This is a genomic window from Halomonas halmophila (assembly GCF_006540005.1).
GTDB lineage: Bacteria > Pseudomonadota > Gammaproteobacteria > Pseudomonadales > Halomonadaceae > Halomonas > Halomonas halmophila.
The window spans coordinates 1-13,502 of the sequence record NZ_BJOC01000019.1 but is presented as its reverse complement, the minus strand read 5'-3'; the positions used below and the strand labels follow the sequence as shown (position 1 = coordinate 13,502).

Sequence of the window (13,502 nt, the reverse complement as noted above, 5' to 3'; positions counted from 1 at the left end):
GGACCGGGGTGACTGGGCACACCCCGGCTGATCCATTAGCATGACGTCAGGCAGGAGCCATCGAGGCACCTCGTCAAGGAAAGAACCATCAAGGAGATCGGCATGTCGACCCTGAAAGGGATCGTCAGCCTGCTGGTGCTGACGCTCAACACCCTGTTCTGGGGAGTGCCGCTGATTGCGCTCACTCTGGTCAAGGTGATCACGCCGGGCCGCCCCCTGCGACGCGGCGTGCTCATGGGACTCAATGCCATCGCGCGCTGGTGGCTGGATGTCAATCTGTGGTGGATGCGCCTGTGGCTGTCACCACGCATCGAGGCGAGTCTGCCCGATGACCTCAGATCCGATGACTGGTGGCTGGTTTTATCGAACCATCGCAGTTGGACCGACATCTTCGCCCTGCTGATGGTGCTGCACCGTCGCATTCCGATGCCGCATTTCTTCGTCAAGCGCCAGTTGATCTGGATACCGGTGGTCGGCCTGGCCTTCTGGGCACTGGAATTCCCCATGCTGCGTCGCCTGACCCGTGAACAGCGCGAAAAGCGCCCGCATCTGGCGCGCCGCGACCAGGAAGCCACGGAACGCATGTGTCGCCATGCCCGCGAACGCCCCATCGCCATCTATAATTTCGTCGAGGGGACGCGCTTCACCCCCGCCAAGCACGCGGCGCGTCAAAGCCCCTATCGCCACCTGCTGCCGCCGAGAGCCGGCGGCATCGCCCAGGTGGTCGGCCTGCTGGGCGACCGGCTCGGCGGCATTCTCGATGTCACCCTGAGTTATGACGACCCCGCCCCCAGTTTCTGGCGCTTTCTCTGCGGCCAAGAAGGCACCATCCGCCTGCAGGCACGCCACATGGCAGTGCCCGACTGGATGCAGGCCGGCAATTACCATCAAGACTCGAAATACAAGGAACGCTTTCACTCATGGCTCAATACGCTGTGGCAGGCAAAGGATGCCGCTCTGGACTCAGCCTGATACTCCTGACCGTCATGCTGGGCGGCTGTGCCGCTCAGCCCGATAGCCCCCGGGGAGACAGCTCCGCGAACCAGCACCAGGCGCAGCAGAGCATCGCCGGTGACTGGGTCTCCATTCGTCGCGGCGATACGCTGGGCCAGATCGCCCAGCGGGCCGGTGTGCCCCTGGTCAGGCTGCAGCGCTTCAACCCCGGTATCGACCCACGTGGCCTGGCCGTGGGTCAACGCGTACTGGTTCCCGGTCACCGGGAACGCGCGCCCTCCGGCGGACCCTACCGCTATCAGATTCGCCCCGGTGACACCTTCTCGTCGGTAGCGCGACGCTTCGGTGTAAGCCCGCAAGCCGTGGTGGCGGCCAACCAGGGAGTCGAGCCAACCGACCTCGAAGTCGGCCGCTTGATCCAGTTGCCCATCGACGTCGGGCATGATACGAGCTCGAGCCAGGCGCCCGACCCCGCGCCCGCCAGCCCATCCCGTCAGCCGGCTTCCGACAGCCAGTCAGCGAAGACCAGAAGCTGGCCCTGGCCACTCGAGGATTACACCATCGCCCGTCACTTCGGCAAGGATGAACACGGCACCCTGCAGCCCATGCTGCTGACCACCCCGTCAGATGAAAGCCCCCGGGCCGTGGCCGATGGTCAGGTTCGCTTCGCCAGCGAGATGCGACAACTGGGCAAGGTCGTGATCATTCACCACCCGGACAATTTGCAGAGCGTCTACGCCCGCTGCCGTCGTCTGCTGGTCGACAGCGGCCAGGATGTCACCCAGGGAACTCCCCTCTGCGAACCGGGCCAGACCAACAGCGGCGACCATGAACTGTTGTTCGACATGCGTCACGGCGGCAAGCCGATGGACCCCGCCAGGGTACTGCGTTAACGGGTGTCATCACTCGTTCACTACCCTGTCGCACGACTGTCATCGATGAAGCGCAACCTCTGTGCCGAAAGGTGCCGCACCGGCACCGGACGGCACGAGGATCGACATGCGTATCTGCCTGGTCAGCGAAACCTGGTCACCGGATATCAACGGTGTCGCCCATACGCTCCATCAGTTGAGTCGCGAACTCCTGCAGCGTGACACGGCACTGCAGCTGGTGCGGCCGGCTCCCGCCGGCGACGCGTATCGCGCCGAAGGCATGAGCGCCGAGCTGCAGGTCAGGGGCTTTTCCATGCCCGGTTATCGGGATGTCCGCCTGGGCCTGCCGGCGGATCGTCGCCTGAAGCAGTTCTGGCAAGCCGAGCGGCCCGATGTCATCTATGTCGCCACCGAGGGGCCCCTGGGCTGGTCGGCACTGCGCATCGCCGAAGGCCTGACGATCCCGGTGGTCAGCGGCTGGCACACCAACTTCGATCATTACTGCCGGGATTACGGTATCGGCTGGCTGGAACCGCTGGTCATTCGTCGTCTGCGTCACTTCCACAACCGTTGTTCCGCCACGCTCGTTCCAACCCACCAGCAGGCCGGGGAGCTGACGGACAGAGGCTTCGAGCGGGTCAGCGTCATGGCCCGAGGCATTCACGGCGATGTGTTCTCGCCGACCCATCGCCGCCCCGAACTGCGCGAGCACTGGGGCAGCGATGAGCACCGCCCCGTGGCCCTGTATGTGGGCCGTCTGGCGCCGGAAAAGAACCTCGACTTGCTGCGTGACACCTTCTCCGCCATGCTGGCCGCGCGCCCGGAAATGCGCATCGTGGTAGTGGGGGATGGCCCAGGGCGCGACAGCCTGCAAAAGGCCCTGCCGGACGTCCTCTTCACCGGTTTCATCGATGCCCGGAGCCTGGCACAGCATTATGCCAGCGCCGACATCTTCATCTTTCCCTCGCTATCCGAAACCTGGGGCAATGTGGTGCTCGAGGCCATGGCCAGCGGCCTGGCCGTGGTCGCCTTCCGCCATGCCGCCGGGAGCGAACTCATCGACAACGACGTCAATGGCATCAATCTGACCGTCGGCAACGAAGACGGCTTTCGCGATGCCGCGGTGACACTCAGCCAGCAACCGGCACGATATGCACGTCTCGGACGGGCCGCACGCGAGCGTGCTTTGCAGTACCGCTGGTCGGCGATCAGCGATGATTTTCTCGCCGCGCTCTACCTCGCTCGGGAGGCAAGTGATGAAAATACGCAGCACTGCCGTGTTTGAACGACTCGACCTGCTCGAATGGCAACTATGCCAGTGGATGGCCGGCTTCAGCATCCATCGCCGCTGGCTGGCCAGCCTGCGTCTGGCCAGCCGCGCCGGCGACTGGCCCTTGTGGGTGGTCCTGATTGCCGCACAACCGCTGATTCATGAAGGGTCCGCGGCCTGGCGGCTGATGCTGCAATACAGCGTCACCGCACTGGTGGCGATCGTCTTCTACCGCCTGGTCAAGACACGCCTGTGCCGCGAGCGACCTTTCATCACCTTTCAGACCATTGCCTGCAACGAGCCGGCCCGGGATCGTTACAGTTTCCCCAGCGGGCATACCATGCACGCCGTGATGTTTCTCGCCCTGACCCTCACGCATAGCGCCTGGCTGGCTCCCTGGTTGCTGCCGATCGTGATCCTGATCGCCATTTCCCGGGTCGGCCTCGGCCTGCACTACATCAGTGATGTGGTCGCCGGCGGCTTCATCGGCTATGCCTTCGCCCTCGCCAGCCTGGGCCTCACCGGTCAGGGCTGACAGGCCAACGACTGGCCGCGCCACCCAGGCGGATGGCATGCTGTCGATCATGTCTCTCCTCGACCCTGCGCATGGTGGAATGCCACTGCTGGACTCGCCGCCCCTGACCCGATACCCCGGGTTGCTGGGCCAGCATGAAGCCGCCCGGGCACTGACATGCCTGGATGCCGAGCTCGACTGGCAGCAGCCCGGGCTGCGACTCTTCGGGCGCGAGCACCCCATACCGCGCCATCAGGTGTGGATGGGCGATGCCCGTTATCGCTACTCGGGCCAGGAGTTTGCTCCGGTGGCCTGGCACCCCTGGGTCACGGCGATTCGCCGAGCACTCGAGGCAAGGCTGGAGCAGGAAGGCATTCGAACCGACTTCAACAGCGTACTGATCAATCGTTACGCACATGGGCAGCATCGCATGGGCTGGCACAGTGACAATGAGCCCGAGCTCGGCCCGACGCCCGTCATTGCCGCCGTCAGCCTGGGCAGTGACAGGCCCTTGCGCTTTCGTTGGAAGGACCGGCGAGCGAGCGCCTTCAACGTCGATCAGCCGGATGACAGCCTCCTGCTGATGGGCGCGGGGGTCCAGTCACTGCTCGAGCACTGCCTGCCCGACCGGCGCCACAGGGGGTTGCGCATCAGCCTGACCTTTCGCGCCATTCGTCTGTAGGTACCTTAGGCGTCAGCCCCTTGGCGCCCCACTGACGAAAAACGACCGCCCGAAGGCAGTCGTTGCTGGTTTTCCCACCAAAGACATGATAACGGTATAAATCAGCCTCGATGATACCCCGGAGTCACGAAGGGCATGCGCGTCACGGTCATCGGCAGGCGCTTGCCGCGGACCTGCGCTTGCACCACCTGCCCCGGCTCGGCCTGTCCGATGGCCACGTAGCCCATGGCCACCGGTCGACCGACACTCGGCCCGAAACCACCCGAACAGACGACGCCGATCGGCTGCCCCTGATCATCGAAGAGTTCGGCCCCTTCGCGGACCGGAGCCCGGCCCTCACCCAGCAGGCCAACGCGTTTGCGCCGATGATCCTTCTCGGCCACCTGGTGGAGGATGATATCGGCACCGGGGAAGCCACCGGGACGTTCTCCCCCACGCCGGCGCGGTTTGCCGATGGCCCAGATGAGCCCGGCTTCCACCGGCGTGGTCGAGGTGTCCAGATCATGGCCGTAAAGGCAAAGACCGGCCTCGAGCCGCAACGAATCGCGTGCGCCCAGCCCGATGGCCTCGACTTCCGGCTCGCTCAGCAGGCGCCTCGCAAGCGTCTCGGTGGCATCCGCAGGAACCGAGAGCTCGAAGCCATCTTCCCCGGTATAGCCACTGCGGCTGACCCAGACCTCGATATCATCGATCATGCAGCGGGCATGCTGCATGAACACCAGCTCACAGGCCGCCGGGCAGTGCCGCTGCATGACAGCAACCGCCTGCGGCCCCTGGAGCGCGAGCAGTCCACGGTCCAGCACCTCGATGTCATGATCCGCCAGGCCGTGCTTCAGGTGAGCGATATCCTGGTCCTTGCAGGCAGCATTGACGACCAGATAGAGATGCTCGCCGCCATTGACGATCATCAGATCATCCAGGATGCCGCCCTGCTCGCCGGTCAGGAGGCCGTAACGCTGGGCACCCTCGGCGAGGCCGACCAGATCGGACGGCACCAGGGTCTCCAGGGCCTCGGCCGGGTTCGGGCCGCGCAATACCACCTGCCCCATATGGGAGACATCGAACAGGCCACAGGCCTGGCGTGTGTGTTCATGCTCCTTCTTGACCCCCAGGGGAAACTGCACCGGCATCGAATAGCCGGCAAAGGGCACCATCCGGGCCCCCAGTTCCACATGCAGGTCATGGAGCGGAGTCTTGCGTTGTTCGTTCATCGCCTGGCAAACCCTTATCGTGACGCAAAGAAGATGGCCGGCTTCGAGCCGGCCATGTCGTCGTCATCATGACTTGTCGAGATCCTCGCCCGGCAGGACTTCCTTGCCGTCGAAGTAGTCACGACTGAGCTTGAAGACCACGGGTGACAGCAGCGCCAGAGCGATCAGGTTGGGAATCGCCATCATGGCGTTGAAGACACTGGCCAGCAGCCACACGAAGCCCAGCGGCAGCACCGAGCCGACGAAGATCGCCAGGATGTAGACCACTCGATAGAACTTGATGGCGCCTACACCGAACAGGAACTCGAAGCACTTCTCGCCATAGAAGGCCCAGCCAAGGATGGTGGTGAAGGCGAAGACGGCGAGCGCGAAGGAGACCACATACTGACCGACGCCGGGCAGTGCCTCATTGAACGACATCGCCGTCAGGGCGGCCCCTGTCTCGCCGGACGTCCAGGCGGTCGTCAGGATGGCCAGCGCCGTGATGGTGCAGACCACGATGGTGTCGATGAAGGTGCCGAGCATGGCGATCAGGCCCTGACGCACCGGATTCTTGGTCTGCGCCGCTGCATGCGCGATGGGTGCGCTGCCCAGGCCCGCCTCGTTGGAGAAGACACCACGTGCCACGCCGAACTGGATGGCCTTGGCGACCGCCGCGCCAGCGAAACCACCTGCAGCGGAAATCGGCGTGAAGGCATGGGTGAAGATCATGCCGAGCGCCGTACCGATCTGGTCGGCATTGATGAACAGCACCAGCAGACCACAGACGATGTAGGCCACGGCCATGACGGGCACCAGCTTGCCGGCAACCTTGGCGATACGCTTGATCCCGCCCAGGATGACCGCACCGGCCAGTACCATGATCACCAGCCCGGTGACCCAGTGGGGAATGCCCAGGGACTCGCCGAGGCCGTCGGCAACCGAGTTGGACTGAACGGTGTTGCCGATGCCGAAGGCTGCCACGGCGCCGAACAGCGCAAAGGCCATGCCGAGCCAGCCCCACTTCTTGCCCAGGCCATTGCGGATGTAATACATGGGGCCACCGACGTGATCACCGGCCTCGTCGACCTCGCGATACCGCACGGCGAGCACGGCCTCGGCAAACTTGGTGGCCATGCCAACCAGCGCCGTGATCCACATCCAGAACACGGCACCCGGGCCGCCCAGGAAGATGGCGGTCGCAACGCCAGCGATGTTGCCGGTACCGATGGTCGCCGACAGCGACGTCATCAGGGCATTGAACGGCGAGACCTCACCGTCCTTGCGGTCATCCGCGGGCGTCGTGCGCCCGCCCCACAACAACTTGAAGCCCATGCCCAGCTTGCGGATGGGCAACAGTTTGAGCCCCAGTTGCAGATAGAGGCCGACCCCCAGCAGCAACAGCAGCATCAAGGGGCCCCAGACGACGCTCTCGATCGACGTCAGTATATTGGTCAAGGTTTCCACGTTACGTCTCCCTCAGATTTTTTGTTATGCACTCGGGGTATTGTCATGTCCCGATGCATGGCCTGACATGGCGGCTTGAACCGCGATGGTACGAACGCGCCTACCATAGCGAATCCTTCCGTTGGCGCTCCAGCCCCGTATGGGAAAATATCGGGATTCTGCATCCAGACAGGACAAAGTATAGCCACTGACCTTCCTGAGCACCGCATCGTCCTGATCTCGCCATCGGCGCAGTGCGCATGCCGCCGAGACCGGTGTTTCCTATAAGAAACAAGGTATACTCTAAGCCAGCCCCTGACCCGTCGACAAGCCTCTTGCCCCCGAGGCGCGCGAGCCTCCGGCAGCCAGGCAGGTCGACCGAGATCCCACAGCGGCTCACCGCCAGCTCCCATCAGGTGGTTCGACCCGGAACGGCAAATTCTTCCGCCCTTCTGCATAGGCAATTCCCGCGGGGTTTTCTATGATGGGCAGTAAAAGAGGATATCCAGCCACCCTCGAACGCCTTCAGGCTCGCCAAACGGCCGTGATGGCGTTAGGATCTGCAGCAATTCAATCAACATATTTCATATAGGAAACCAGCATGAGCGCTATCCCTGCCAATCTACGCTACGCCGACAGCCATGAATGGATCCTGGATAATGGTGATGGCACCGTGACCATCGGCGTCACCGATCATGCCCAGCAATCCCTGGGCGACGTCGTCTTCGTCGAACTGCCCGAAGTGGGGGCCTCGCTGGCCAAGGGTGACGAATTCGGCGTGGTCGAATCGGTAAAGGCCGCCTCCGACCTGTATGCGCCGGTCTCCGGTGAAGTCGTGGCGGTCAACAAGTCGCTGGAGGATGCTCCGGAGTCGATCAATGAGTCGCCCTATGAAGATGCCTGGATCATGAAGCTCCGCCTCGAGGACGCATCCGAGCTCGAGGATCTGCTCGACGCCGATGCCTACCAGGCCATCGCCGCCGCCGAAGAATAAGTCGCTTTCCCTGCAGCCCGGTGGACGACCGGGCCTGCCCCCCTCTCGTCATCGGCACCCGAGGACAAGGTTCGCGTGCCGAACGTCACAAAAGGTAAGTCATGGCTTTCGACAATCGCCGCCTGGCCCAGCTGGCCAATCACGATGCCTTTCTCCAGCGCCACAATGGCCCCGATGCAGACGACATCGCCGCCATGCTGGAAAGCCTGGAAATCGACAGCATGGACAGTCTGATCGATCGCACTGTCCCGGCGAGCATACGCCTGGGGCGCGAGCTGGACCTCGACCCACCGCGCAGCGAAGCCGAAGCCCTCGACTACCTTTATCGCCTGGCGCGCCAGAACCGGGTCGCCAAGAGCTACATCGGTCAAGGCTATTACGACACCCTGCTGCCCGCCGTCATTCAGCGCAATGTGCTGGAAAATCCCGGCTGGTACACCGCCTACACGCCCTACCAGCCCGAGATTTCCCAGGGGCGTCTCGAGGGGCTGCTGAACTTTCAGCAGATGGTCATGGATCTGACCGGCATGAGCCTGGCCAATGCCTCGCTGCTCGACGAGGCCACTGCGGCCGCAGAGGCCATGGCCCTGTGTCGCCGCGCCAACAAGAAGGTGAAATCGAATGCCTTCTTCGTCGCCGAAGATGTCTTCCCGCAGACCCTGGACGTGGTGCGCACGCGGGCTCACTACTTCGGCTTCGAACTGGTGGTGGGCCCGGCCGCCGAGGTCGCCGAGCACGAGGTGTTCGGCGCCTTGCTGCAATACCCCGGCGAGAGCGGCCGCGTGCATGACCTGACGCCGCTGATCGACGCCGCCGGGCAGGCCGGTATCATGACCTGCGTGAGCGCCGATATCATGTCGCTGGTGCTGCTCAAGGAGCCGGGGGCCATGGGCGCCGACATGGTGGTCGGCTCGGCTCAGCGGTTCGGCGTACCCATGGGCTTCGGTGGCCCGCATGCGGCCTTCTTCGCCACCACCGACAAGCTCAAACGCTCGATTCCCGGGCGTATCATCGGCGTGTCGCGGGACGAATACGGTCATACCGCCTTGCGCATGGCCATGCAGACTCGCGAGCAACATATTCGGCGCGAGAAGGCGACCTCCAACATCTGCACCGCCCAGGCGTTGCTGGCCAATATCGCCGGCTTCTATGCCGTCTACCACGGTGCCGAGGGCCTGCGCACCATCGCCGGGCGCATTCATCGCCTGACCACCATCCTCGCTACCGGCCTCGCACAGGCGGGGGTCAAGCTGGTCCATGACAGCTGGTTCGACACCCTTCGCCTGACCGGCGTGGATGCCGGCAAGATTCACGGGCGCGCCATGGCGCAGGATGTCAACCTGCGCTACTTCGCCGATGGCGATGTCGGGCTCAGCCTCGACCAGACCACCACCGCCCACGATGTCGCCGAACTCTTCGATGTGCTGCTCGGCGAAGAACACGGCCTGGCCGTTGCCGTGCTCGACGAGGCCGTCGTCAACCAGGGCCTTGCCGGCATCCCGGCAGCCTGTGAGCGCGATTCCGACTTTCTGACCCACCCGACCTTCCAGCGCTATCACAGCGAAACCGAGATGCTGCGCTACCTGAAGCGTCTGGAAAACAAGGATCTGTCACTGGCGCATGCGATGATCCCGCTGGGCTCATGCACCATGAAGCTCAATGCCACGGCGGAGATGATGCCCATCACCTGGCCCGAACTGGCGCGCATTCATCCCTTCGCGCCCCAGGACCAGGTGGCCGGCTACAAGCAGATCATCGGCGAGCTGGCGGCCTTTCTCGAGGAAATCACCGGCTATGACCACATCGCCATGCAGCCCAACTCCGGGGCCCAGGGGGAGTATGCGGGCCTGATCGCCATTCGTCGCTATCAACAGGCCCAGGGGGAAGGCCAGCGTCATGTCTGCCTGATCCCCAGCTCGGCCCACGGCACCAATCCGGCCTCCGCGGCCATGACGCACATGAAAGTGGTCGTCGTCGAGTGCGACGACAATGGCAACATCGACCTGGCCGACCTGCGCCACAAGGCCGAGACGCATGGCGACGACCTCTCGGCGATCATGTTGACCTACCCCTCGACCCATGGTGTCTTCGAGGAAAGCATCCAGGAGGCCTGCGAGATCGTTCACCAGCATGGCGGCCAGGTCTACATCGACGGCGCCAACATGAATGCCCAGGTGGGGCTGGCACGCCCCGGGGATTTCGGCGGTGACGTCTCCCACCTCAACCTGCACAAGACATTCTGCATCCCGCACGGTGGTGGTGGCCCGGGCATGGGACCGATCGGCGTCAAGGCGCACCTGGCGGCCCATGTCCCCAACCACTGCGTGCGCGGCCTGGAGGGCGTGGCAGCCGACGCCGGGGCTGTCGCCGCCGCGCCCTTCGGCAGCGCCTCGATCCTGCCGATCTCCTGGGCCTACATCAAGATGATGGGCGCCAGGGGGCTGCGCGAAGCCACGCAGCTGGCCATCCTGGGCGCCAACTACATTGCCGGTCGGCTGTCGGCGCACTATCCGGTGCTCTACAAGGGGGCCAACGGCCAGGTGGCCCATGAATGCATCATCGACATTCGCCCGCTCAAGAACGGCTCGGGCATCAGCGAAGAGGATATCGCCAAGCGTCTCATGGACTATGGTTTCCATGCGCCGACCATGTCGTTCCCGGTGCCCGGCACCCTGATGATCGAGCCGACGGAGTCCGAATCGCGTTATGAGCTGGACCGCTTCTGCGACGCCATGATCCATATCCGCGAGGAAATCGCGCGCGTCGAATCCGGCGAGTGGCCGGCCGACAACAATCCCCTGGTCAAGGCACCGCACACCATGACCGACATCATGCAGGACCACTGGGAGCGCCCCTACTCCCGGGAGACCGGCGCCTTCCCAACCACCGCGGTCAAGGCCGCCAAGTACTGGCCGTCGGTCAATCGTGTGGACAATGTGCAGGGGGACCGCCAGCTGATCTGTTCCTGCCCGAGCATCGACGCCTACCGGGACTGAACGCCACCCTCCCGCCTGGCCTCGTCTGTCGGGGCCGGGCGGCCTTCAGCCGTGACCGTAGCGTTCCTGATGGCGATGTTCACGGAAGGCATCGAGCAATCGCGTGTAACGCCTGGGCATGCGACTACCGCGTCGCGTCACCAGGTGGAGGTTCTCGTCCACCGACTGCGCCAACGGGAATTCCTTGACCTGGCGACGCCAGGGCGAGGTCTCGAGTACCAGCCGCGACACCACCGTGAATCCCAGGCCACGCGCCACCGCATCCAGCACCATGGAGACCTCGTTGGTGAAGCCCTGACGCGGAAAGTGGCTCATGGAGCGGAATTCGCCGGGAAAATTGCCACGCAGCAGGCTATCCGCGTGATAGACCCCGTCGGCATAGGCAATGAAGCCGATGCCCATCAGGTCGGTGAGCCCGCTGCCGGTAAAGTCGGCCGGCACCACCAGGCACAGCGGCTCCTGATGCCAGTGCACGCAATCGATGTCCGGATGGCGTACCGCTTCGGTGACGATGCCCAGGTCATGGCGACCGGCAATGACATCGGAGACAATCTCGTTGTTGAAGGCAAAGCTATAGCTCACCGTCAGGCCGGTATACATCTGCTGCTGACCGAGAATGAACGGGTACAGCATCAGGCCGACGCTACCCGGCGAGGCAAGTCGGCATTCGCCGCTGTCCAGGCTCTCGTCATCCAGGGAGTGCCGGAACTGCTCATGCTCGGCGAACAGCTTGAGGGCATAGTCATAGGCCCGGCGCCCCGCCTCGGTCAATGCGAAACGCCGGCCCTGCCGCTCCAGCAGGGAGCGCCCCAGATACTGTTCGAGCTTGCGAACATGCTGACTGACCCCGGGCTGGGTCATTTCCAGGCGACGCGCGGTACGCGTGAAACTACCGGTCTCGACCAGCGTGATGAAAGTGCGGAAGTATTGGGCATTGAACATGGCGCATGACATCGCTGTACAGGAATCCGGCTTTATGGATTCTATCAGCTCGACGCGATCGCCGCAGCGCTGCACGGGCCAGGGGGCCGTGGTAGCATCGAAAACTCTCGCTTCGATCGAGTCCGGTAATCACCAGTCGGTAGCGAGCGAGGCGACAACCCCTTTGTTCTGCGACACGGAAGCCCTGCATGGCCGACACCATCTCCAGTACCATTTCGCCGGAAGGCAGCCTGGAAATTCTCTCTCAGCAGGAGGTCAATCGCCTGCACGATACCTCACGCAGCGGCCTGCATGACCTGCTGCGCAGCTGTGCCCTGGCCGTATTGAACTCGGGCAACCCGACCGATGACGGCCTGGCCCTGATGGAGACCTATCCGGATTTCGATATCGAGGTCATCCAGCAGGACCGTGGTGTGCGCCTGCAGCTCTCGAATGCGCCTGCCGAGGCATTCGTCGACGGTCGCATGATTCGCGGTATTCGCGAACACCTGTCATCGGTGCTGAGGGATATCGTCTATGTCTACAACGAGATCCAGACCCGCCAGCGGTTCGACCTCGCCACGGCCGAAGGCACCACCAATGCGGTCTTCCACATACTGCGCAAGGCCGGCACCCTCAAACCCAGCAGTGACCCCAGCCTGGTGGTCTGCTGGGGCGGCCACTCGATCTCGCGCGAAGAGTACGATTACACCAAGCACGTGGGCTACCACCTGGGACTGCGCGAGCTGGACATCTGTACCGGTTGTGGCCCGGGTGCCATGAAGGGGCCGATGAAGGGTGCCAATGTGGCGCATGCCAAGCAGCGCCGCAGCGAGGGACGCTACCTGGGCGTCTCGGAGCCCGGTATCATTGCCGCCGAGGCTCCCAATCCGATCGTCAACGAGCTGGTGGTGATGCCGGACATCGAGAAGCGCCTGGAAGCCTTCGTGCGCCTGGGCCACGGCATCATCGTCTTTCCCGGCGGGGTCGGCACGGCCGAGGAGATCCTCTACCTGCTGGGCATCCTGCTGCACCCGGACAACGACGACATGGAGTTGCCCGTCATTTTCACCGGCCCGCCCGACTCCGCGGATTACTTCAAACGCATCGACGAGTTTCTCGTCTATACCCTCGGCGAATCCGTGCGCAATCTGTATCGCATCATCATCGACGACCCGGTGGAGGTCGCGCGCACCATGCGGGCCGGCATCAATGAGGTCACCGCCTATCGCCGCAACCGGCAGGATGCTTTCTACTTCAACTGGCGTCTCAATGTCGACCGCGACTTCCAGGAACCCTTCGAGCCGGACCACGCTTCCATGGCCGCCCTCGCCCTGCATCGCGAGCAACCGGTTCACGAACTCGCGGCCAATCTGCGCCGCGCCTTCTCGGGGATCGTCGCCGGCAACGTCAAGGAGCGCGGCATCCGCCGCATCGAGTCCCACGGCCCCTTCCGCCTCAACGCCGAACCGCAGCTGATGGCACGCCTGGACGAGTTGCTGACCTCTTTCGTCGCTCAGGGACGCATGAAGCTCGCCGGCGAATACGAGCCCTGTTATACGTTGGGCTGAAGAAGGAAGAAGGAAGAAGGAAGAAGGAAGAAGGAAGAAGGAAGAAGGAAGAAGGAAGAAGGAAGAAGGAAGAAGGAAGAAGGAAGAAGGAA

General features: G+C 63.6%; 11 protein-coding genes. 8 read left to right on the top strand and 3 right to left on the bottom strand.

Annotation, left to right across the window (positions count from 1 at the left end):
- The first annotated feature begins 102 nt into the window (after window positions 1-102).
- From yihG to HHA01_RS07070, 5 genes are all read left to right on the top strand, one after another.
- Window positions 103-972: a 1-acylglycerol-3-phosphate O-acyltransferase, YihG family gene (gene yihG / locus HHA01_RS07090; RefSeq protein ID WP_141319160.1), complete on the top strand. Its 870-nt coding sequence runs from the start codon at window positions 103-105 to the stop codon at window positions 970-972.
- Window positions 921-1,847 carry a M23 family metallopeptidase gene (locus HHA01_RS07085; protein ID WP_141319158.1) on the top strand — a complete coding sequence of 309 codons (927 nt, stop codon included), beginning with the start codon at window positions 921-923 and terminating at the stop codon, window positions 1,845-1,847. Before yihG ends, HHA01_RS07085 begins: the two co-directional genes overlap by 52 nt.
- A gap of 106 nt (window positions 1,848-1,953) precedes the next feature.
- A complete protein-coding gene (locus HHA01_RS07080) occupies window positions 1,954-3,111 on the top strand; it encodes a glycosyltransferase family 4 protein (protein WP_141319156.1) in 1,158 nt (385 codons plus the stop codon).
- On the top strand, window positions 3,083-3,631 hold the full coding sequence (locus HHA01_RS07075; protein WP_141319154.1) for a phosphatase PAP2 family protein: 549 nt from the start codon (window positions 3,083-3,085) through the stop codon (window positions 3,629-3,631). The genes HHA01_RS07080 and HHA01_RS07075 overlap by 29 nt, the downstream gene beginning before the upstream one ends.
- 37 nt (window positions 3,632-3,668) lie before the next feature.
- Window positions 3,669-4,292: an alpha-ketoglutarate-dependent dioxygenase AlkB family protein gene (locus HHA01_RS07070; RefSeq protein WP_246053844.1), complete on the top strand. Its 624-nt coding sequence runs from the start codon at window positions 3,669-3,671 to the stop codon at window positions 4,290-4,292.
- Between the two features lie 101 nt (window positions 4,293-4,393).
- Here the strand turns inward: HHA01_RS07070 and gcvT are convergent, their stop codons facing one another.
- Both gcvT and HHA01_RS07060 read right to left on the bottom strand, forming a co-directional pair.
- The gene (gene gcvT / locus HHA01_RS07065) at window positions 4,394-5,503 is read right to left on the bottom strand and encodes a glycine cleavage system aminomethyltransferase GcvT (protein ID WP_141319152.1); all 1,110 of its coding nucleotides are present in this window, start codon (window positions 5,501-5,503) and stop codon (window positions 4,394-4,396) included.
- 66 nt (window positions 5,504-5,569) lie between these two features.
- Entirely contained in the window at window positions 5,570-6,949 is a 1,380-nt protein-coding gene (locus HHA01_RS07060) for an alanine/glycine:cation symporter family protein (protein ID WP_141319150.1), read from the bottom strand.
- A gap of 580 nt (window positions 6,950-7,529) precedes the next feature.
- Here HHA01_RS07060 and gcvH point away from each other — a divergent pair.
- Window positions 7,530-7,922 carry a glycine cleavage system protein GcvH gene (gene gcvH / locus HHA01_RS07055; protein ID WP_141319148.1) on the top strand — a complete coding sequence of 131 codons (393 nt, stop codon included), beginning with the start codon at window positions 7,530-7,532 and terminating at the stop codon, window positions 7,920-7,922.
- Window positions 7,923-8,023: 101 nt separating this feature from the next.
- Window positions 8,024-10,918: an aminomethyl-transferring glycine dehydrogenase gene (gene gcvP / locus HHA01_RS07050; protein ID WP_141319146.1), complete on the top strand. Its 2,895-nt coding sequence runs from the start codon at window positions 8,024-8,026 to the stop codon at window positions 10,916-10,918.
- A 45-nt stretch (window positions 10,919-10,963) separates the two neighbouring features.
- On the opposite strand, the gene HHA01_RS07045 is transcribed toward gcvP, so the two are convergent.
- Window positions 10,964-11,860, bottom strand: coding sequence for a LysR family transcriptional regulator (locus tag HHA01_RS07045; RefSeq protein ID WP_141319144.1), 897 nt, complete (start codon window positions 11,858-11,860; stop codon window positions 10,964-10,966).
- Window positions 11,861-12,048: 188 nt separating this feature from the next.
- Here HHA01_RS07045 and ppnN point away from each other — a divergent pair, with 188 nt between their 5' ends.
- Complete coding sequence (gene ppnN, locus HHA01_RS07040; protein ID WP_141319142.1) at window positions 12,049-13,410, top strand: nucleotide 5'-monophosphate nucleosidase PpnN; 1,362 nt, start codon at window positions 12,049-12,051, stop codon at window positions 13,408-13,410.
- Window positions 13,411-13,502 lie beyond the last annotated feature (92 nt).

Excerpts from the sequence above, each read along its gene's own strand:
- HHA01_RS07045 (WP_141319144.1), bottom strand. The coding sequence starts at position 11,860 with ATGTTCAATGCCCAATACTTCCGCACTTTCATCACGCTGGTCGAGACC.
- ppnN (WP_141319142.1), top strand. The coding sequence starts at position 12,049 with ATGGCCGACACCATCTCCAGTACCATTTCGCCGGAAGGCAGCCTGGAA.
- HHA01_RS07070 (WP_246053844.1), top strand. The coding sequence starts at position 3,669 with ATGCTGTCGATCATGTCTCTCCTCGACCCTGCGCATGGTGGAATGCCA.
- gcvH (WP_141319148.1), top strand. The coding sequence starts at position 7,530 with ATGAGCGCTATCCCTGCCAATCTACGCTACGCCGACAGCCATGAATGG.
- yihG (WP_141319160.1), top strand. The coding sequence starts at position 103 with ATGTCGACCCTGAAAGGGATCGTCAGCCTGCTGGTGCTGACGCTCAAC.
- gcvT (WP_141319152.1), bottom strand. The coding sequence starts at position 5,503 with ATGAACGAACAACGCAAGACTCCGCTCCATGACCTGCATGTGGAACTG.
- HHA01_RS07085 (WP_141319158.1), top strand. The coding sequence starts at position 921 with ATGGCTCAATACGCTGTGGCAGGCAAAGGATGCCGCTCTGGACTCAGC.
- HHA01_RS07080 (WP_141319156.1), top strand. The coding sequence starts at position 1,954 with ATGCGTATCTGCCTGGTCAGCGAAACCTGGTCACCGGATATCAACGGT.
- HHA01_RS07075 (WP_141319154.1), top strand. The coding sequence starts at position 3,083 with ATGAAAATACGCAGCACTGCCGTGTTTGAACGACTCGACCTGCTCGAA.
- gcvP (WP_141319146.1), top strand. The coding sequence starts at position 8,024 with ATGGCTTTCGACAATCGCCGCCTGGCCCAGCTGGCCAATCACGATGCC.